The 18,398-nt window shown below is 61.6% G+C and carries 20 protein-coding genes; 15 read left to right on the forward strand and 5 right to left on the reverse strand.

What is annotated here, in order from left to right:
* The 3 genes from MRY75_RS14170 to MRY75_RS14180 all read left to right on the forward strand — a co-directional run bounded on the left by MRY75_RS14170 (position 1) and on the right by MRY75_RS14180 (position 1,673).
* On the forward strand, positions 1 to 828 hold the full coding sequence (locus MRY75_RS14170; RefSeq protein WP_292308655.1) for an SDR family NAD(P)-dependent oxidoreductase: 828 nt from the start codon (positions 1 to 3) through the stop codon (positions 826 to 828).
* Between the two features lie 68 nt (positions 829 to 896).
* Positions 897 to 1,097 carry a twin transmembrane helix small protein gene (locus tag MRY75_RS14175; protein WP_292308656.1) on the forward strand — a complete coding sequence of 67 codons (201 nt, stop codon included), beginning with the start codon at positions 897 to 899 and terminating at the stop codon, positions 1,095 to 1,097.
* A 3-nt stretch (positions 1,098 to 1,100) separates the two neighbouring features.
* A complete protein-coding gene (locus tag MRY75_RS14180; RefSeq protein ID WP_292308657.1) occupies positions 1,101 to 1,673 on the forward strand; it encodes a cob(I)yrinic acid a,c-diamide adenosyltransferase in 573 nt (190 codons plus the stop codon).
* A 61-nt stretch (positions 1,674 to 1,734) separates the two neighbouring features.
* On the opposite strand, the gene MRY75_RS14185 is transcribed toward MRY75_RS14180, so the two are convergent.
* Both MRY75_RS14185 and MRY75_RS14190 read right to left on the reverse strand, forming a co-directional pair.
* Entirely contained in the window at positions 1,735 to 2,052 is a 318-nt protein-coding gene (locus MRY75_RS14185) for a DUF1244 domain-containing protein (protein ID WP_292308658.1), read from the reverse strand.
* A gap of 16 nt (positions 2,053 to 2,068) precedes the next feature.
* Positions 2,069 to 2,806 carry an N-formylglutamate amidohydrolase gene (locus MRY75_RS14190; RefSeq protein WP_292308659.1) on the reverse strand — a complete coding sequence of 246 codons (738 nt, stop codon included), beginning with the start codon at positions 2,804 to 2,806 and terminating at the stop codon, positions 2,069 to 2,071.
* Between the two features lie 181 nt (positions 2,807 to 2,987).
* On the opposite strand from MRY75_RS14190, the gene pyk reads away from it, so the two are divergent.
* The 9 genes from pyk (at position 2,988) to MRY75_RS14235 (ending at position 12,713) form a co-directional block, all read left to right on the forward strand.
* Complete coding sequence (gene pyk, locus MRY75_RS14195) at positions 2,988 to 4,433, forward strand: pyruvate kinase (RefSeq protein WP_292308660.1); 1,446 nt, start codon at positions 2,988 to 2,990, stop codon at positions 4,431 to 4,433.
* Positions 4,434 to 4,468: 35 nt separating this feature from the next.
* On the forward strand, positions 4,469 to 4,690 hold the full coding sequence (locus MRY75_RS14200) for a hypothetical protein (protein ID WP_292308661.1): 222 nt from the start codon (positions 4,469 to 4,471) through the stop codon (positions 4,688 to 4,690).
* Positions 4,691 to 4,814: 124 nt separating this feature from the next.
* Entirely contained in the window at positions 4,815 to 6,536 is a 1,722-nt protein-coding gene (locus MRY75_RS14205) for an AMP-binding protein (RefSeq protein WP_292308662.1), read from the forward strand.
* A gap of 5 nt (positions 6,537 to 6,541) precedes the next feature.
* A complete protein-coding gene (locus MRY75_RS14210) occupies positions 6,542 to 7,423 on the forward strand; it encodes a bile acid:sodium symporter (RefSeq protein WP_292308663.1) in 882 nt (293 codons plus the stop codon).
* A 111-nt stretch (positions 7,424 to 7,534) separates the two neighbouring features.
* On the forward strand, positions 7,535 to 7,735 hold the full coding sequence (gene rpmI, locus MRY75_RS14215) for a 50S ribosomal protein L35 (protein ID WP_292308664.1): 201 nt from the start codon (positions 7,535 to 7,537) through the stop codon (positions 7,733 to 7,735).
* Positions 7,736 to 7,747: 12 nt separating this feature from the next.
* On the forward strand, positions 7,748 to 8,113 hold the full coding sequence (gene rplT, locus MRY75_RS14220; protein ID WP_085641005.1) for a 50S ribosomal protein L20: 366 nt from the start codon (positions 7,748 to 7,750) through the stop codon (positions 8,111 to 8,113).
* A gap of 172 nt (positions 8,114 to 8,285) precedes the next feature.
* Positions 8,286 to 10,085 carry an NAD(P)/FAD-dependent oxidoreductase gene (locus MRY75_RS14225; RefSeq protein WP_292308665.1) on the forward strand — a complete coding sequence of 600 codons (1,800 nt, stop codon included), beginning with the start codon at positions 8,286 to 8,288 and terminating at the stop codon, positions 10,083 to 10,085.
* Between the two features lie 97 nt (positions 10,086 to 10,182).
* Positions 10,183 to 11,160 carry a serine hydrolase gene (locus MRY75_RS14230; RefSeq protein ID WP_292308666.1) on the forward strand — a complete coding sequence of 326 codons (978 nt, stop codon included), beginning with the start codon at positions 10,183 to 10,185 and terminating at the stop codon, positions 11,158 to 11,160.
* A 68-nt stretch (positions 11,161 to 11,228) separates the two neighbouring features.
* Positions 11,229 to 12,713, forward strand: coding sequence for a fused MFS/spermidine synthase (locus MRY75_RS14235; protein ID WP_292308667.1), 1,485 nt, complete (start codon positions 11,229 to 11,231; stop codon positions 12,711 to 12,713).
* Positions 12,714 to 12,770: 57 nt separating this feature from the next.
* Here MRY75_RS14235 and ald read toward each other — a convergent pair whose 3' ends face one another.
* Positions 12,771 to 13,892, reverse strand: coding sequence for an alanine dehydrogenase (gene ald, locus MRY75_RS14240; RefSeq protein ID WP_292308668.1), 1,122 nt, complete (start codon positions 13,890 to 13,892; stop codon positions 12,771 to 12,773).
* A 137-nt stretch (positions 13,893 to 14,029) separates the two neighbouring features.
* Between ald and MRY75_RS14245 the strand changes: the two genes are divergently transcribed.
* From MRY75_RS14245 to MRY75_RS14255, 3 genes are all read left to right on the forward strand, one after another.
* Complete coding sequence (locus MRY75_RS14245) at positions 14,030 to 14,488, forward strand: Lrp/AsnC family transcriptional regulator (RefSeq protein WP_292265489.1); 459 nt, start codon at positions 14,030 to 14,032, stop codon at positions 14,486 to 14,488.
* 149 nt (positions 14,489 to 14,637) lie between these two features.
* Positions 14,638 to 14,988 carry a VOC family protein gene (locus MRY75_RS14250; protein WP_292308669.1) on the forward strand — a complete coding sequence of 117 codons (351 nt, stop codon included), beginning with the start codon at positions 14,638 to 14,640 and terminating at the stop codon, positions 14,986 to 14,988.
* A gap of 111 nt (positions 14,989 to 15,099) precedes the next feature.
* The gene (locus MRY75_RS14255; RefSeq protein ID WP_292308670.1) at positions 15,100 to 15,534 is read left to right on the forward strand and encodes a peptidylprolyl isomerase; all 435 of its coding nucleotides are present in this window, start codon (positions 15,100 to 15,102) and stop codon (positions 15,532 to 15,534) included.
* 79 nt (positions 15,535 to 15,613) lie between these two features.
* Here MRY75_RS14255 and MRY75_RS14260 read toward each other — a convergent pair whose 3' ends face one another.
* A complete protein-coding gene (locus tag MRY75_RS14260; protein WP_292308671.1) occupies positions 15,614 to 16,426 on the reverse strand; it encodes a LysR family transcriptional regulator in 813 nt (270 codons plus the stop codon).
* Positions 16,427 to 16,652: 226 nt separating this feature from the next.
* Positions 16,653 to 18,371, reverse strand: coding sequence for a methionine--tRNA ligase (gene metG, locus MRY75_RS14265; RefSeq protein WP_292308672.1), 1,719 nt, complete (start codon positions 18,369 to 18,371; stop codon positions 16,653 to 16,655).
* Between the last annotated feature and the right edge of the window lie 27 nt (positions 18,372 to 18,398).

Here is an 18,398-nt window from a genome sequence, read left to right on the forward strand (position 1 = left end):
GTGACATCGAAGACCGTTCTCATCACCGGATGTTCGTCCGGAATTGGGCTCGACACCGCGCGGCGGTTGAAGGCGCGGGGGTGGACTGTCTTCGCCTCCTGTCGGGCAGAGGCCGATTGCGCAGCCCGCACCGCCGAAGGGTTCTTGGCGCCGCAACTGGATTACGAAGACCCCGCCAGCATCGCTCGCTGCGCCGAAGATGTGCTGACGCAAACCGGCGGCACGCTGGACGCGGTCTTTCATAACGGCGCTTACGCCTTGCCCGGACCAATCGAGGATATTCCTGCTGCAGGTATGCGCGCGCAGTTCGAGGCGAATTTTCTTGGCTGGCACGATCTCAACCGCCATGTGATCCCGGCAATGCGCCGCGCCGGTCGGGGGCGTATCCTTTTCAATTCGTCGGTGCTGGGCCTTGTCGGGATGAAGTATCGGGGGCCCTACGTGGCGACCAAGTTCGCACTGGAAGGCTATGCCGACGTCCTGCGTATGGAGATGGCCGGCACGGGCATTCATGTCGTGCTGATCGAACCCGGCCCGATCGAAACCGATTTCCGCAAAAACGCGATCAAGCAGTTCGACAAATGGGTGGACTGGCAAAGCTCACCACGGCGGGCGCAGTACGAATCCAGTCTTCTCGACATGCTCAAGAAGGGGGGCAGTTCCCGCGCGCAATGGCCGGCATCTGCCGTGACGGATGCGGTTCTGGCAGCGCTTACGGCCCCACGTCCCAAGGCACGCTACCGGGTCACGACACCCACGCACGCGATGGCCATCGCCCGCCGCCTGTTGCCGACGCGGGCGCTGGACTGGCTTTTGTCCAAAGGCTGACTTTTCATTCGCCTTGTGGCGCGCTACGGCTACATCCCCGGAAACACCCACCAAGGAAAGACCCTGCCATGTTGCAAGATCCCCTCTTCATCATTGCGGCCATTGCCTGTCTGGCCGTGGTCGCCGTTCTTCTGTTCGGCATCGGCAGTTTCGCCAAGGGAGGGGAATTCAACAAGAAATACGCCAACAAGGCGATGCGCTGGCGGATCATTGCACAATTCGTTGCTGTCATGCTGATCCTGCTGTTCGTCTGGCTGCGAGGAGAGTGAAGCATGGTCGTTCTGAACAAGATCTACACGAAGACAGGCGATGACGGGGAAACCGCGCTGGGCAACGGGGCGCGGGTCGCCAAGCATTCGATGCGGGTGACGGCCTATGGCACCGTGGACGAACTCAACTCGATCGTCGGTCTTGCCCGGCTGCATGCCGACGGCGACATCGACCAGAGCCTGTCGCGCATCCAGAATGACCTGTTCGATCTCGGGGCGGACCTGTGCCGGCCGGACATGGAAAAAGATGTAGAGGCCGAATACACGCCGCTGCGCATCGTTGCATCCCAGGTAAAACGGCTTGAGGCCGAAATCGACGCGATGAATGGCAAGTTGGCGCCGCTGCGCAGCTTCATTCTGCCCGGAGGATCAGCGCTGTCGGCCCATCTGCACCAGTGCCGCACCGTGGCGCGAAGGGCTGAACGGCTGACGGTGGAGCTGGCCACGATGGAAAGCGCCAATCCGGATGCGGTCAAGTATCTCAACCGGCTGAGCGATTGGTTCTTTGTGGCTGCCCGCATTGCCAATGATGATGGTAAGGCGGATGTGCTCTGGGTTCCCGGGGCAAACCGCTAGGACAGGCCGTTTTGGTCGGCCAATACGGGCGATGCGTCGTCGCATCGCCCCGCCGCGGGGATCACCCTTGCTTGTCGGTCACGTTTTCCTTGAACGCCACGTCGAACGCCGCTTTTTGCGCGTCTGACGCCTCGGTCTGGTAACGCGCTTTCCATTCCGACATGGGCATCCCGTAGAACGCCTCGCGCCCCGCATCTTTGTCCATCTCGATGCCGCGCGCGTTGGCCGCTTCCTGATACCAGCGGCTCAGGCAATTGCGGCAGAATCCCGTCAGGTTCATCATGTCGATGTTCTGAACGTCCGGGCGATCCTCGATGAGGTGCTGCCGCAAGCGGCGGAATGCGGCGGCTTCGATCTCGATTTGGGTTTGTTCGTCCATCATTGGTCTCCTCGGGTCAGTCCGTCACCTGCGCCAGAGCTTTGGCCAGCAGCGGCGCCAGCCGTTGGCCCCAGGCCAGCTGCGTCGCGTCGGTGGCGATCAGGTCGTTGCGCAGTTCGATAAGTGTGTTCAACCGGCCGTGATGCAAGGCATGTCTATCGATCGCATCGCCGGGCAGGTGGCCAGGATAGGGCTCATTGCGCCCCACGACGAGGTCGGGTTCGGCCTCGAGCGCCGCAATGAACGGGTCCGACAGGCGCCGGTCGTAGGCATGCAGGATGCCGACATGCCACGGGCGGCTGGGCCGCCCCTTGAGTTGGCGGGTGAAGGAATGGACGGCCACAATCACCGTGTCGTCGCGCCGTGCCGCGAACTCGGCCAGCGCATCGTGGTAAGGCCGGTAGTAGGCGGTCATGCGACGTTCCCGTTCGGCTGCATCGACACAGCGGTTTCCCGGGATGACCGATCCGTCATAGAGCCGCATCACCAGCGTCGGATCATCCTCGCCCCGGTTCGGGTCAATCACGAGGCGCGAGAAGTTGGACAGGAGCGCCGTGCCGCCCAAAGCATCGGCAAGCGCGCGCGTGACGCCGGCTGCGCCGGGGTCATAGGCGATGTGCCGCGTCATGTCCGACTCGGGCAGACCGAGAGTCCCGCCCAGATCGGGCGGCACGGTGTTGGTGGCATGGTCACAGGTGATCAACCAGCGCGAAGACCGGTTCTCTCCATGCACGGTGAATGGTACATATGTCATAGGTCTGTGATCTCCTGCGCGCATCAGATAGTTGAGTTGCGCCGGAAAGGGAAATGGGCAATAACCCGAACCGGAAGTTAGCGGTAACATGACCATGTCAGCCTGCCCGCGACCGGGCAGGGCAGAGTGCCCTGACAAGCTGGGGCGTCGCCCCGAACACAGGTGAAGGACGGAATTCCTGATGAGACGTTTGCGGAGTGTGAAAATCGTGGCCACCCTTGGCCCCGCGTCAAGCAGCTACGAGATGATCCGGGCCCTGCACGAGGCCGGGGCAGATGTCTTTCGTCTGAACATGAGCCACGGCAGCCATGCCGAGATCGCCGAACGCCACGCTACCATCCGAAAGGTCGAACAGGATCTCGACAGCACGATCGGCATTCTGGCCGATCTTCAGGGGCCGAAGCTGCGGGTCGGTGTCTTTGCAAATGGCGAGGAAGACCTTGTCGAAGGTGCCGCTTTCCGGCTCGACCTCGCGGACGAGGAGGGCAGCGCCTCGCGGGTCACGCTGCCCCACCCGGAGATCTTTGCCGCGCTCGAACCCGGTGCGCACCTGCTTGTGAATGATGGCAAAATCCGCCTTCGGGTCGAAGCCTGCGGTGCTGATTTCGCGGATTGCAAGGTCATCACCGGCGGTACGATTTCCAACCGCAAGGGCGTGAACGTGCCGGACGTGGTGTTGCCGCTCGCGGCACTGTCCGAAAAGGATCGCGACGATCTGGAATTCGTGGCCGATCTGGGTGTCGACTGGCTCGCGCTCAGTTTCGTGCAACGCGCGCAGGACGTGATCGAGGCGCGTGAGTTGTGCAAGGGCCGCGCGGCGATCCTGTCGAAGATCGAGAAGCCCGCAGGCGTCAAGGCTTTCGACGAAATCCTCGAGGTGTCCGACGGCATCATGGTGGCACGGGGCGATCTTGGTGTTGAACTTCCCGTTCAGAACGTGCCGCCGATTCAGAAGCGCCTGATCCGTCGCTGCCGTGCCGCTGCCAAGCCGGTGATCGTGGCGACGCAGATGCTCGAATCGATGATCGAGTCTCCCATGCCGACCCGGGCCGAGGTATCCGACGTGGCGACGGCGATCTACGAAGGGTCAGACGCAATCATGCTGTCCGCCGAATCCGCGGCCGGGGATTACCCGGTCGAGGCTGTGACAACGATGAACAACGTCGCCGTCGAGGTGGAAAGCGATCCCACCTATACCGAGATCATCGAGGCGTCGCGTGCCGCGAAGCGCGCGACCGTGGCGGACGGCATTGTCGCCGCCGCCCGCGAGATTGCCGAGACAACGGATATCAAGGCGATCTGCTGTTATACATCTTCGGGAACAACCGCGCTTCTGACGGCGCGGGAACGTCCGCGTGTACCGATCATCGCCATGACCAATTCCGTACGCACCGCGCGCCGCCTTGCCCTGACTTGGGGAACGGAATGTGTCATCACGGGTGAACTCGAGCGCTTCAAGCAAGCGGTCGTGAACGCGGCCCGTGCCGCGCGGTCGGGCGGATATGCGGAGCCTGCGGATCAGATCCTCGTGACGGCCGGTGTGCCCTTCAACACGCCCGGCACGACGAACATTCTGCGCGTTGCGCCTTGTGACGAACGTTTGATCTACAACACCGATCCGGAGTAATCTGTCCCACGTGTAACCAGTGGGAGCAGGGTGCAATGGATCCTGACACGCTTTTTGTTATCGGCCTCGGGCTTGGGGTTCTGTCCATTCCCGCGGTCGTGTCCTCCATATCCAAAGGTGACAGGCCCCGGATCGCCACGATCACGCTCATGATCGCGGGAACGATGATCGTCTGGGCCATCTCGAATAAACCGGGGGGATATTCGATCGAGAACATCCCCGCAGTCGTCGCCCGAGTGCTGAAGGACTTTACCTAGACCCCGTTTGTTTTTGTGACGTTCGATCACAGTAGATCCATCAGGAATATGCCTTTAGCTATTCTCTGACATGCAGCGCCCGGCCCGCACAGGCGGCCGGGCGGTGTTTTGGGAGGAGGATGGGATGACAGAGGACATGCGTCCTTGGACGGCATTTTACGGGCCGGCGGTCCGGAAGGACATCGATACAGCGTCGTATCGGACACTTGCGGATCTGATCCGCTCGGTCTCGGGAAGTTACGGGCAGGCGCCCGCTTTCACGACATGTTTGCCGAACGGCATGAACGGCACGCTGAGCTTTCAGCAGGTGGACGAGATGTCCGATGCCTTCGCGGTCTACCTTCGCAAAGTCGCCGGCCTTCGGCAGGGCGACCGGGTCGCGCTGCAGATGCCGAATTGCCTTTCCTTCCCGGTTGCCGCCTTCGGCATCCTCAAGGCGGGCTGTATCCTAGTAAACGTGAACCCGCTCTATACGGCCGAGGAAATGGCCAAGCAGTTCACGGATGCGGAACCGCATGCGCTGGTCATCGTGGACATGTTCGCCGACAAGATCCCGGCAGCCACCCAAGGACATCCGATCCCAAACATCATTGTCACGCGGGTTGCCGAATTCCTGCCCTCCTTGCCACGCGGGATTGTCGGCCTGGTGCAGAAGCACTGGGACAAGTCCGTCAAGCCGGTCGAAGTGGCCCATATCCGCCTGCCCGATGCGTTGGCCGCTGGGCGTGATCACATGCAGCGTGAACGCATTGCGCCGGATGTCTATTCTCAGAGCGTCGATGCGCATGACGTGGCCTGCCTTCAGTATACCGGCGGTACGACCGGCGTGGCCAAGGGCGCGATGCTGACCCATGCCAATCTCATCATGAACATGGAACAGACGATGGAGATGCTGGAGGGTGTCGAGAAGGGCAGGGAAACCGCCCTGACTGCGCTGCCGCTCTATCACATCTTCGCCTTCACGGTGAACATGCTGGCGTTCTACTGGCTCGGTGCGCGCAACATCCTGATCCCGAACCCCCGGCCCTTGTCGAACCTCAAGCGGGCGTTCGAGAACTACAAGATCACCTGGATGAGCGGGGTGAACACGTTGTTCAACGGTCTGACGAACGAGGTTTGGTTCACCGACAGCCCGCCCAAGTATCTCAAGTTTTCCTCTGCCGGCGGCATGGCGCTTCAGGCCGCTGTGGCACAGAAATGGGAAGGGATCACCGGAAAACCTGTCCTGCAGGGCTACGGTCTCACCGAAACCTCGCCGGTTCTGACGTTCAATCCTTTGGGAAAAACGCGGGATGGCTCCATCGGGATCCCGGTGCCCGGCACGATGGTGGCCTGTCTGGATGAGAGCGGCCAGCCCGTGGCACAGGGCGAAACCGGCGAGATCGCGGCCAAAGGCCCGCAGATCATGGCCGGGTACTGGAACAAGCCTGATGAAACCGCACATGCCCTACGTGATGGATGGTTCCTGACCGGCGACATCGGTGTCATGGACCCGGATGGGTATTTCCGTATTGTCGACCGCAAGAAGGACATGGTGGTTGTTTCCGGCTTCAACGTCTATCCGAACGAGGTCGAGGACTGCCTTGCCGGACATCCCGGCATCCTTGAGGCAGCGGTGATCGGCGTGCCAGACGATGCCACCGGCGAAGCGGTGAAGGCTTTTGTCGTAAAACGCGACAGCGGGTTGTCCGAGGCTGACATCCGCGCCCACTGCAAGGCGCATCTGACCGCCTACAAGGTGCCCAAGCGGGTCGAATTCCGCGATGAGTTGCCGAAATCGAACGTTGGTAAAATCCTCAGAAAAGACCTGCGCGCCGAGGAACTGGCCCGCATCGCGGCGGAGTAATCGGCATGGTTGGAGCTTTCGAACAGGCGCTGCTGGCGCTGATGATCTTCGTCATCATGCTGGGCATGGGCGCATCCCTCACGCCGCGCGATTTCTATCTGGCCCTGCGGCGGCCCTATGGCCTCGCCATCGGCGTGATCTCGCAATACGGGTTTATGCCATTGATCGGGTTTCTTCTGGCGACCTTTCTGGTCGTTCCCGAAGCCATCGCGCTGGGCATTCTCATCATGGCCTGTATGCCGGGTGGGACGACCTCGAACATCTTTACCTACTTCTCCAAGGGCAATCTGGCGCTGTCGGTTCTGATGACGGTGACATCGACCGTGACCGGGGTCGTGATGATTCCGCTGGTGCTGCTGCTCTACGCGTCTGCGCTCGATCTCGAGATCCCGCGCGAGAACATCATCGTCACGCTGGTTCTGCTGCTGGTTCCGGTGGCCATCGGGATGGTGCTGCGGAAACTGAGCGCAAATGTGGGCGCTGTGACGGAATTCTTCGGGTCTGCGCTGGCGCTTTTCTTCATCATCTTCCTGATGGTCAGCTGGATTCCGCGAAACTGGCAGTTCCTTCTGGAAACGACGTCCGCCACGTATGTTGCCTCGATTGGGCTGGGGCTGTTCGGGATCACCATCGGCTATCTGTTCGCCCGCGCGCTGCGGCTGCATCCCCGGAATGCGCGGACCGTGGCGCTTGAGACCGGTATCCAGAACGGGCCGCTGGCGATTGCCATCATCGTCTTCACCTTCGAGGGGGCCGAGGCGCAGGCGATCATGGCGGTTCCGGTGCTCTATTCGCTCTTCATCGTGATCGTTTCGACCTGCGTGACATTGGTGTTCCGCCGCGCCAATACGGCGGCTGAGCAGAAAATACCCGACAGCCTGCTTTGAAACAGTTGCATTGCCCTCAAACCCCGCCTATACGGCGCGCTCTACCCGCGGGACCGGTCGAGTTGGCATACCGAGTCGCGCGTTAAACCGACCCAAGTACAGGAGACGGAAATGCCGAAGATGAAGACGAAGTCGAGCTGCAAAAAGCGGTTCAAGGTGACGGCCACGGGCCGCATCAAGGCGGGTCAGGCCGGCAAGCGCCATGGCATGATCAAGCGCCACAAGAAGTTCATCCGCGATGCGCGCGGAACAACCACGCTGTCCAAGCCTGATGAAGGTATCATCAAGCCGATGATGCCCTACGCGCGCTAAGGAGGAAGAACCATGTCCCGAGTAAAAGGCGGAACCACCACACACGCCCGTCACAAGAAGGTCATCAAGGCCGCCAAAGGTTACTATGGCCGCCGCAAGAACACCTTCAAGGTTGCACGTCAGGCCGTCGACAAGGCCAACCAGTACGCCACACGCGACCGCAAGAACCGCAAGCGCAATTTCCGTGCGCTGTGGATCCAGCGGATCAACGCGGCTGTGCGTCTGCATGACGAAGCGCTGACATATTCCCGCTTCATCAACGGCCTGAACCTAGCCGGCATCGAAGTGGACCGCAAAGTGCTGGCCGATCTGGCCGTGCACGAGCCCGAAGCCTTCGGCGCAATCGTCGCCCAGGCCAAAGGCGCGCTGGCCGCATAAGCGACCCACAATAATAAGCTTTGAAAGCCCTGCCGGACTGGCGGGGCTTTTTTGATTCTCCGGATGGCATACCGGATTTTGCCGAATTGATAACGCTACCAAAGTTTCCCTAGCGTCATGGGGGCGCTCTTGGCACTTTCGGATCAGAACAGCAAAAATCTGGGAGGAATTTATGCTCGACTCGACACTGTCCGATACAACGCAGGCCTTTCTTGATGAATTCGGGAAAGCGCTGGAAGAGGGCGACATCGCCCGCGCGCGCGAGATGTTCGCGGATGATTGCTACTGGCGCGATCTCGTCACCTTCACCTGGAACATCAAGACAGTCGAAGGCAAGGATCAGGTCGCGGACATGCTGAAACATCAGCTTGGCACGACCAAACCACACAACTGGTCCATCGCCGAAGGTGAAGTGGTGACCGAGGATGGTGGCATCGTGACCGCCTGGATCACCTTCGAGACCGAAGTTGCACGGGGCTATGGTCTGATCCGGCTGCGCGAAGGAAAGATTTGGACGCTGTTGACCACAATGGTCGAGTTGAAGGGTTACGAAGAACCCAAGGGATTTGCCCGTCCTCTGGGCGCCAATCATGGCGCGGGCAAGAACCGGACCACGTGGCTTGAAGAGCGGCAGCGCGAAGAGGCCGAGCTGGGCTACACCACCCAACCCTATTGCGTGATCATCGGCGGCGGACAGGGCGGCATCGCCTTGGGCGCGCGGCTGCGCCAGCTTGGGGTACCGACGATCATCGTCGAAAAGAACGACCGCCCCGGCGACAGTTGGCGCAACCGCTACAAGTCGCTCTGCCTGCACGACCCAGTCTGGTACGACCATCTGCCCTACATCAAGTTCCCCGAGAACTGGCCCATCTTCAGTCCCAAGGACAAGATCGGTGACTGGCTGGAAATGTACACCAAGGTGATGGAGCTGAATTACTGGACCCGCACCACCGCCAAGTCCGCCAGCTTTGACGAAGCCAGCGGCGAATGGACCGTGGTCGTCGACCGCGACGGGCAAGAGGTTGTCCTTAGGCCCAAGCAACTTGTCATGGCAACCGGCATGTCCGGCAAGGCCCGGATGCCCGATTTCCCCGGCATGGACAAATTCAAGGGCGACCAGCACCATTCGTCCAAACACCCCGGCCCTGATGCCTACAAGGGCAAGAAAGCGGTGGTCATCGGTTCGAACAATTCGGCGCACGACATTTGTGCCGCCCTTTGGGAAAACGACGTCGATGTCACGATGGTGCAGCGGTCCTCGACCCATATCGTGCGCTCGGACACGCTGATGGAGGTGGGGCTTGGGGCGCTCTATTCTGAAGAAGCGGTGGCAAACGGCGTGACCACGGAAAAGGCGGACCTGATCTTTGCCTCGTTGCCTTACGCGATCCTGCATGAATTCCAGATCCCCGCCTATGCCGAAATGAAAAAGCGGGATGCGGACTTTTACGAGGGGCTGGAAAAAGCGGGCTTCTGGCTTGACTGGGGCGACGACGACAGCGGTCTTTTCATGAAATACCTGCGCCGCGGGTCAGGCTATTACATCGACATCGGGGCCAGCCAGTTGATCATCGACGGAAAGATCAAGCTCAAGCGGGGACAGGTGGTCGAAGTCGACGAGACCGGCGTGATCCTTGACGATGGCACCCATCTGGATGCGGATGTGATCGTCTATGCCACGGGTTACAACTCGATGAACGGCTGGGTGGCCGATCTGATGGGGCAGGACAAAGCCGACCAACTCGGCAAGGTCTGGGGCCTGGGGTCGGACACCACCAAGGATCCCGGCCCATGGGAAGGCGAACAGCGCAACATGTGGAAACCCACGCAGGTTCCGAACCTTTGGATGCACGGCGGCAACCTGCATCAGTCGCGCCACTATTCACAGTTCCTCGCCCTGCAGATCAAAGCCCGGATGGAAGGCATTCCAACCCCGGTCTACGCGCTGCAAGAGGTGCATCACACGTCGTGATATCGGCATGGGGCGGGCCCGCTAAGTCCGCCCCACTGCACGGAGTCGTGACAGCGGTCTTCTGGACACCCAGACGTGGGGCGTTACACCCAAATGCATGATGCACCGACGTAGATTCCTGACAACGACAGCCGCCGCGCTGTCCACTCCCTACCTTGCGCGGGCGCAGACCGACGACCTGCGGAGTGCGATTGACGCCCTGCCGCAGCTGCATTCCATTCAGGTCAGCAAGGGCGACGAAACCTTATTGGCCGAGGCGCCTCGCGGGCCCGGACTTGACCGGCTTGCGAATATCAAATCCTGTTCCAAGAGCATCGTGGCGCTCTTGCTGGGGGCGGCCATCGACCGTGGCGAGGTGGGTTCGGTCCAAGCGCCGCTCTCCGAAGTTGCGCCGAACATCCTGCCTGCCAACGCAACGCCGGGGGTAGAGGCCATCACGCTTGAGGATCTTGTCACGCTGCGCGCCGGTCTGGAGCGCACCTCGGGCGGGAACTACGGTGCATGGGTCAGTTCCCGCAACTGGCTGGCCGATGCGCTGTCACGGCCAATGGTGGCCGAACCCGGTGGACAGATGCTCTATTCGACCGGATCGACCCATATCCTGGGCGCGGCCCTGACCGAGGCCACAGGGCAGAGCCTCTTGGCGCAGGCACGTGAGCGGATTGGACGGCCCTTGAGTATCGAAATCCCCCCTTGGACCCGCGACCCGCAGGGCTACTACATGGGCGGCAACGAAATGGCGCTGCGTCCGACGGCCATGCTGAAAATTGCAATGCTGATGCGGGACGGTGGGCAATACGAGGCTGCGCAGGTGATCACGGAAAGCTGGGTGGCTGCGTCCACCCGACCCTATGCCCGGTTGCCTTGGTCCGGCCTGTCCTACGGCTACGGCTGGTTCCTGTCGCCGTCGGGCTACACGCTGGCGCGCGGCTATGGCGGCCAGATCATCGCAGCGCACAAGTCGCGCAACCTTGCGGTGGCGATCACCTCCGATCCGACGCAACCCGCTCGCTCCGGAGGCTATTTCGGCGATCTCATGAGCCTTCTGGATGGACCGGTCCTGGCCTTGGGCTGACGCAAAGCCTGCTTGCTTTCGCCCCTGCGCTCCGCAAGATGCGCGGATACGAACCGTGCGGAGTCACCATGCCCACAGCCCCCCTCTGGCTGCTTGTTGCCCTTCAGGCCACCGTCTCCGCTGCGTCGATGGTGGTCGAAATCGTCGCCGGGCGCATGTTGGCACCCTATGTCGGGATGTCCCTTTACACGTGGACTTCGGTGATTGCCGTTGTGCTGGCGGGCTTTTCCGCCGGACATTGGTGGGGTGGTCGATTGGCAGACCGCCCCGGTATCAACCCGATGGTTGCCACAGGTTGGGCGCTGGTTGCGGCGGCGGTCACGACGGCGCTGGCGGGTGTTGCGTTGCGTGCTTCGGCTGAAACGGTGCTGTCCGCCTTCCCGCAACCGGTCTGGGGGATCACCGGGCTGACGCTGGCGGCGTTCTTTCTGCCTTCGCTGTTCGCGGGCATCCCTGCGCCCTTGCTGACGCAGGTGTCGCTTTCCGGGCCATCCCGGCAAGGGCAGGCCTTGGGGGCGATGTTCGCATCCGGTGCCATCGGGGCGATCCTGGGAACGCTGCTTGCGGGCTTCGTGTTTATCTCGTGGCTTGGCAGCCTCTGGACCCTGGCGACCGTGACCGTGGTTTATGCACTCGGCGCCGGGCTGTGTTTTGCTCTTGGACGGCGCTTGCGCATGGTCCACGCGGCCGGTCTTGTGGCGCTGGTCGGCTTCGCGCTGACCGCTGCGCTGTCGAAGGGACCATGCACCATCGAGAGCCGCTATTTCTGTCTGCAATCCGTCGATGTCTCGGCCGATCCGTCACACCCGACACGTGCCATGGTGATCGACCATCTCGTCCACGGGATTTCGGCCCAAGATGCGCCGGATGTCATGTTCACCGATCATGCCGCGATGCTGGACGCTTTGACCCGCCTTCGCGCCCCGACAGCGGACCCCGCCACGTTCCATATCGGCGGCGGCAATTACGCGCTGCCTCGGGCCTTCGCTCATCGCGGGTTTACGCAGACCACCGTTGCCGAAATTGATCCGGCGGTCACTGAGCTGGCTCAACGGGACTTCTGGCTCGATCCAACGCAGCTGCGTGTCCTTCACATGGACGCGCGACGGGCGCTTCTGACCGAAGATCATCGATATGACGTGGTGATCGGGGACGCCTTCACCGACACAGCCGTGCCGCAGCACCTTGTCACGGCTGAATTCTTCCAACTGATCCGCGACCGCCTCACGTCTGACGGCACCTATCTGATGAACGTGATCGACTATTCGGATCGGATGCAGGCGGTGGGCAGTCTTGTGCGGACCCTGCGTGACGTGTTCCCGGTAGTCGAAGTCTGGGCTGAAGCGCGGCGGCCTGTGCCAGGAGAGCGAGTGGTCATGGTGATTGCGGCGGGGAGAACCGAAACACCGACCAACAGCTTCACGGCACCGGCGCCGGAACAAACGACCTTTGCGGCGCTGGGGCCGGCTTTTGTGGATCAGCTTGCCGCAGCTGGCGTCTATCTGACAGACGACTATGCGCCGATAGATCGTCTGGTCGGACCGCGCGATTGACGTGACCCGACCAGACCCATGCCAGCGCCCTCGCCGGAGAGGCGCTGGATGTTTGTGTTACGCCGCCTTGAGCAGCTTCTGAGGCTCGGTCACATCGAGGCCAAGCGCCTGACCCACTGCGCCGTAGGTCAACTGACCTGCGTGCACGTTGAGACCGGCCAGCAGATGCGGATCGTCTGCACAGGCCTGCTGCCAGCCCTTGTCCGCCAGTGCCAGCATGAACGGCATCGTCGCATTGCCCAGCGCGATGGTCGACGTGCGGGCAACCGCGCCCGGCATGTTGGCCACGCAGTAATGCATGATGCCATCGACCTCGTAGATCGGGTTCTCATGCGTGGTGGCCTTCGAGGTCTCGAAGCATCCGCCCTGGTCGATGGCCACGTCCACAAGCGCGGAACCCGGCTTCATGAGGCCAAGGTCTGCACGGCTCACCAGTTTTGGGGCCGCGGCACCGGGGATCAGTACGGCACCGACAACCATGTCGGCGGTCGTGATCATCTCGGCAATATTCGCCTGGCTGGCATAGCGTGTGCGGAAGGTGCCCCCGAACACGTCGTCCAGATAGCGCATGCGGGGCAGGGAGCGGTCAAGCACCGTCACATCCGCGCCCATGCCAGCCGCCACTCGGGCTGCATGGGTGCCAACGACACCGCCGCCGATGACGACGACCTGTGCCGGGCCAACACCGGGCACGCCGCCCATCAGTACGCCACGGCCGCCATTGGCCTTCTGCAAGGTCCACGCGCCCATTTGCGGCGCAAGCTTGCCGGCGACTTCCGACATCGGGGCCAGCAGGGGCAGGCCGCCATTGCGGTCGGTCACGGTTTCATAGGCGATGGCGGTGCAGCCCGAGGCAAGCAGGTCTTTGGTCTGTTCGGGGTCCGGCGCAAGGTGCAGATAGGTGAACAGCAACTGGCCTTCGCGCAGCATCTTGCGCTCGACCGCCTGCGGTTCCTTGACCTTGACGATCATGTCTGCGGTCGCGAACACCTCTTCTGCGGTGTCGATGATCTGCGCACCAGCGGCGGTGTAGGCCGCGTCGTCAAAGCCTGCGCCAATGCCGGCACCTTTCTGGATCAGAACGGTGTGGCCATGTGCAACGGCTTCCTGTGCCGCGCTCGGAGTGATGCCGACGCGGAATTCCTGGGGTTTGATTTCGGTTGGGCATCCGATTTTCATGACTGTCGCCTCCGACTCTGTCTGATGACAGGATGACCCGGATCCTGCGCAATTTCGTATGGATCTTTGGCGGCTGGCAGGCCATCTTGCGAAGACCCTTCGAAGAAAGGGGCAAATTTCGGGAGGAAACTGGCGCAATGTCTCTGGATGACACGGATCGGCGGATTCTCCGCGTGCTTCAGCGCAAAGGGCGCATCTCCAACGCGGAACTGGCCGAGTCGGTCAATCTGTCGGCCTCGGCCTGTCATCGCCGGGTGCAGAGACTCGAAGCGGATGGGTACATCCGGGACTATGTCGCGCTCCTGAATGCGCGCAAGCTGGGCCTTCCGACAACCGTCTTTGTCGAGATCAAGCTGAGCAGTCAGGCCGACGAGTTGCTCGAGGCCTTCGAGAAGGCGGTCGCGCGCGTGCCGGATGTTCTGGAATGTCACCTGATGGCGGGAACGGCGGATTACATCCTAAAGATCGTGGCAGAAAACACCGAGGACTTCGCCCGCATCCATCGGCAATACCTCACCCGGTTGCCCGGCGTGGCGCAGATGCAAAGCTCGTTTGCACTGCGTACGGTGTTCAAGACCACCGCGCTGCCCGTCTGAAGGCTCAGTCAGCAAGGCGGGCAAACATCGCCGGAGCAAAATGTTCTTAATTTGTTCTTTTTGTGATATGCTCCACTAGCGACTCACTCAAGAATTTAAGGATCAGAGCGATGCAAACCCCACATGGCGCTGTCGCGTGGAGCGAATTGATGACCAGAGACATCGATGCGGCCAAGGCGTTCTACACTGAAACCTGCGGCTGGTCCTATGATGCGATGACCATGGATGATGGCAGCGCCTATTTTGTGGCCATGGTCGGCGGAAAACCTGTGGCCGGGCTCATGGACATGAGCGGAACGCCCGGCATGACCGACATCCCGCCCCATTGGTTCACTTATTTCGCAGTCGATGATGTCGATCATGCAGTCGAACAGACCCGTGCCTGTGGCGGTGAGGTGATCCGGCCTCCTTTTGATGTCGAAGGGATCGGCCGCATCGCCATTCTGAAGGACAGCGCTGGTGCTGCAATGGGGATGATCACCGAAGCCTCACCGGGCTGAAAGCCCCTGTTTGCGCCTTTGCGCCAAAGACGGTAGAGTTTGCCCAGTACGCTGGAGCACCCGCAGGGCATGCGGCCTCCCACATCAACCCCCCCGACATACGGAGTACTCATGACCCAGGTAAAAACGGGCGATACCGTTTCGATTCATTATACCGGAACCTTGTCCGACGGTTCGACATTCGACAGTTCCGCAGGCCGCGATCCGCTCGAGTTCACGGTGGGTGCCGGACAGATCATTCCCGGTCTCGATCAGGCGATCCCCGGCATGTCCGTGGGTGACACCAAGACCGTGCAGGTGCCTGCCGATCAGGCCTATGGTCAGCGGGACCCGAACGCTCAGCAGGCCGTGCCGCGCGCGGAAATCCCCGCCGACATTCCGCTGGAGCCGGGCACGCAGCTGCAGATGCAGACGCCGAACGGTCAGGTTGTGCCGGTCATGGTCGCTCAGGTGACGGACACCGAAGTGACGCTCGATGCGAACCATCCATTGGCGGGCCAGGACCTGACCTTCGACGTGGAACTCGTCGAGATCAAAGCGGCCTGATCCGATAAGGTCGGAGTGAGGGGATGATGCCTCTCGCTCCGACAGCTCTGCTGTGATCCTCGCAGAGGCGCTGCGGACGTCAATTCGCGCGCAGGATGGCCGCAACCTCGTCCAGCGCGGCACGCACCGGCGGATCATGCCGGGCATCCTGATGCGCCACCAGCCAGGATTGATGACGTAGTTCCTCGATCGGATCGGATTGGCATGACAACGTGTTCAGCGCGTCACCGATGAACGTCGGAAGAACGATCTTGCCATGTCCGGCTTCAGCCAGATCGAGGCACAGTCTCGGGTCACTGGCATAGGCGCGAATGTCGGCATGATGGTGGGCATGCAGCCATTTTTGCGATGGGACATCCGCGTTCGACGCGACGAAGCCTTCGACGCCCTGTTTGCCATAAATCGCGAAGTGCACTTCGGCCAGTTGCTGGCGGGCAAGCCATGAATGAGCGGGCGGCGAGTTGCGGATGCCGATATCCGCCTCGCGCCGGGCCATATCGAGGACGGTGTTCGCAGGCACGAAGCGCAGCTGCCATGGGCGGGCGCTGTCTGCTGCAAGACCAATCGCGATGGCGCGGGAGGTCCAGAACCCGGCTGTGATGCGCACCGGTGGCGCTGTTGTCTGTGATGCGGCCCAACGCGCGACACGGTGCCGTGTATCGGCAAGCCCGCCCAGTTCCTCGGCAAGCGCACGACCCTCGGCCGTCAAGGCATAGCCCTTGGGTCCACGCTGAAAAAGGGTGCGTCCAAGATCGCGCTCCAGGGCCGCCATACGCCGCGACAGCGTGGGCAGCGAAACTCCTGTGGCGCGCTGCGCCGCGCTCAGAGAGGCCTGATGTGCCACCGCCGCGAAGAGCGCGAGGTCGTCAAGAGAGGCTGGGCTTTCATTCATGAAACCCATGTTGCGGTTCTGGTTGGTCCCAAGTCAAGAAATCAGGCCTTAATTTCGCTCCTGAGTAACAGGAGTGAAAGCCGATGACTGATATCCAGCAGGACTGGGGTTGCCACAATCATCCCTTGACGGAACGCGACATGATCCGTGCGCGGGTGCAAAGCTACAGAAAATGGTCCCGGAAGCGCAGGCTGCTACGCCTCCGGGCCGCGCTATTGGGTTGGACTCAGGTCCGCACGCCGGCGAAGCGGGATTGCCAATCCGCACGTTCATCATCGCTGATCTTGCGGAAGGTCACGTCCGGCACGGTGAAGGCGTGACCGGCCGGAAGGGCCGTGATGGCCGAGGCCACGTCTGACGGCCAGTCCGCATCTTCGGAATGCATCGCGGTCAGCAATTGCGCCGAGGCGTCGGGGATGAACGGGCTCGACAGCACCGCATAAAACCGGATGAGGTTCAGCGCGATGCGGATCTGCATGGCGGCGGTATCCGTGTCCGCCTTGAAGGTGGTCCAAGGGGCGACATCCTGAAGGTATTCGTTGCCCAGCACCCAGAGCGCCCGCAGCGCGGCGGCGGATTTGCGCACCTCGATGGCGTCCATGTGCGCCTCGTATTCGCGCAGACCCTTTTCCAGATCGGCGATCAACTGGTCTTCGCGCGCGCCGGGTGTGCCTGCGGCAGGCACCTCTTCGTTGAACTTGGAGCGGCAGAACTTGGTGACGCGGCTGGCGAAGTTGCCAAGCACGTCGGCCAGATCCTTGTTGACCGAGCTTTGGAAATTCTCCCAGGTGAATTCACTGTCCGAACTTTCGGGCGCATGGCTCAAAAGCCACCAGCGCCAATAGTCGGCAGGCAGAATCTCAAGCGCCTGATCCATGAACACACCTCGCCCCTGCGAGGTACTGAACTGGCCGCCATCGTAATTCAGGTAGTTGAACGACTTGATGTAATCCACCAGCTTCCAGTCCTCGCCCGAACCAAGGATCGTTGCCGGGAAGCTGAGCGTGTGGAAGGGCACGTTGTCCTTGCCCATGAACTGCGTGTAGCGGACATCACCGGCACCCTTTTCGGTCCGCCACCAGCGTTCCCAATCGGCGTCGGTCTTGCCATTGGCCTCGGCCCATTCACCGGCGCAGGCAATGTATTCGATGGGCGCATCGAACCAGACGTAGAACACCTTGCCTTCCATGCCTGGCCAATCTTGGTCGCCTTTCCTGACCGGGATGCCCCAGTCCAGATCGCGGGTGATGCCCCGGTCCTGCAACCCGTCGCCGTCGTTCAGCCATTTCTTGGCGATGGAGGTGGTCAGCACCGGCCAGTCCGTCTTGCTGTCGATCCAGTCCTGCAGCTTGCCGCGCATGTCGGACTGGCGCAGGTAGAGATGCTTGGTCTCGCGCACCTCCAGATCGGTCGACCCAGAAATGGCCGACCGCGGGTCGATCAGGTCGGTCGGGTCAAGCTGCTTGGTGCAGTTCTCGCACTGGTCGCCGCGCGCCTTGTCATAGCCGCAGTTCGGGCAGGTGCCTTCGATGTATCGGTCCGGCAGGAACCGTTTGTCCGCGTGGCTGTACATCTGTTTTTCGCTCACTTCGCGGATCAGCCCCGCTTCGGCCAAACGGCCTGCCAGATGCTGGGTCAGCCTGTGGTTCTGTGGGCTGGACGAGCGCCCGAAATGGTCAAAGGACAGACGGAAGCCCTGGGCGATCTCGGACTGAACGGCGTGCATTTCGGCGCAATACTCGGCCACCGGCTTGCCTGCTTTCGCGGCCGCCAGTTCGGCGGGTGTGCCGTGTTCGTCGGTGGCACATAGGAACATCACCTCGTGCCCGCGCGCCCGAAGGTAGCGGGCGTAAAGGTCGGCGGGCAATTGGCTGCCCACGAGGTTTCCAAGGTGCTTGATCCCGTTGATATAGGGGATTGCCGACGTGATGAGATGCCGTGCCATGCTGTGCGTCCACGCTGTAACTGCGGT

The organism is Marivita sp. (assembly GCF_022763305.1).
Taxonomy (GTDB): domain Bacteria; phylum Pseudomonadota; class Alphaproteobacteria; order Rhodobacterales; family Rhodobacteraceae; genus Marivita.

What these genes read in the sequence shown, in the direction of transcription:
- MRY75_RS14175 (WP_292308656.1), top strand. Translation starts at nt 897, where the DNA reads ATGTTGCAAGATCCCCTCTTCATCATTGCGGCCATTGCCTGTCTGGCC.
- MRY75_RS14180 (WP_292308657.1), top strand. Translation starts at nt 1,101, where the DNA reads ATGGTCGTTCTGAACAAGATCTACACGAAGACAGGCGATGACGGGGAA.
- MRY75_RS14185 (WP_292308658.1), bottom strand. Translation starts at nt 2,052, where the DNA reads ATGGACGAACAAACCCAAATCGAGATCGAAGCCGCCGCATTCCGCCGC.
- MRY75_RS14190 (WP_292308659.1), bottom strand. Translation starts at nt 2,806, where the DNA reads ATGACATATGTACCATTCACCGTGCATGGAGAGAACCGGTCTTCGCGC.
- pyk (WP_292308660.1), top strand. Translation starts at nt 2,988, where the DNA reads ATGAGACGTTTGCGGAGTGTGAAAATCGTGGCCACCCTTGGCCCCGCG.
- MRY75_RS14200 (WP_292308661.1), top strand. Translation starts at nt 4,469, where the DNA reads ATGGATCCTGACACGCTTTTTGTTATCGGCCTCGGGCTTGGGGTTCTG.
- MRY75_RS14205 (WP_292308662.1), top strand. Translation starts at nt 4,815, where the DNA reads ATGACAGAGGACATGCGTCCTTGGACGGCATTTTACGGGCCGGCGGTC.
- MRY75_RS14210 (WP_292308663.1), top strand. Translation starts at nt 6,542, where the DNA reads ATGGTTGGAGCTTTCGAACAGGCGCTGCTGGCGCTGATGATCTTCGTC.
- rpmI (WP_292308664.1), top strand. Translation starts at nt 7,535, where the DNA reads ATGCCGAAGATGAAGACGAAGTCGAGCTGCAAAAAGCGGTTCAAGGTG.
- rplT (WP_085641005.1), top strand. Translation starts at nt 7,748, where the DNA reads ATGTCCCGAGTAAAAGGCGGAACCACCACACACGCCCGTCACAAGAAG.
- MRY75_RS14225 (WP_292308665.1), top strand. Translation starts at nt 8,286, where the DNA reads ATGCTCGACTCGACACTGTCCGATACAACGCAGGCCTTTCTTGATGAA.
- MRY75_RS14230 (WP_292308666.1), top strand. Translation starts at nt 10,183, where the DNA reads ATGATGCACCGACGTAGATTCCTGACAACGACAGCCGCCGCGCTGTCC.
- MRY75_RS14235 (WP_292308667.1), top strand. Translation starts at nt 11,229, where the DNA reads ATGCCCACAGCCCCCCTCTGGCTGCTTGTTGCCCTTCAGGCCACCGTC.
- ald (WP_292308668.1), bottom strand. Translation starts at nt 13,892, where the DNA reads ATGAAAATCGGATGCCCAACCGAAATCAAACCCCAGGAATTCCGCGTC.
- MRY75_RS14245 (WP_292265489.1), top strand. Translation starts at nt 14,030, where the DNA reads ATGTCTCTGGATGACACGGATCGGCGGATTCTCCGCGTGCTTCAGCGC.
- MRY75_RS14250 (WP_292308669.1), top strand. Translation starts at nt 14,638, where the DNA reads ATGACCAGAGACATCGATGCGGCCAAGGCGTTCTACACTGAAACCTGC.
- MRY75_RS14255 (WP_292308670.1), top strand. Translation starts at nt 15,100, where the DNA reads ATGACCCAGGTAAAAACGGGCGATACCGTTTCGATTCATTATACCGGA.
- MRY75_RS14260 (WP_292308671.1), bottom strand. Translation starts at nt 16,426, where the DNA reads ATGAATGAAAGCCCAGCCTCTCTTGACGACCTCGCGCTCTTCGCGGCG.
- metG (WP_292308672.1), bottom strand. Translation starts at nt 18,371, where the DNA reads ATGGCACGGCATCTCATCACGTCGGCAATCCCCTATATCAACGGGATC.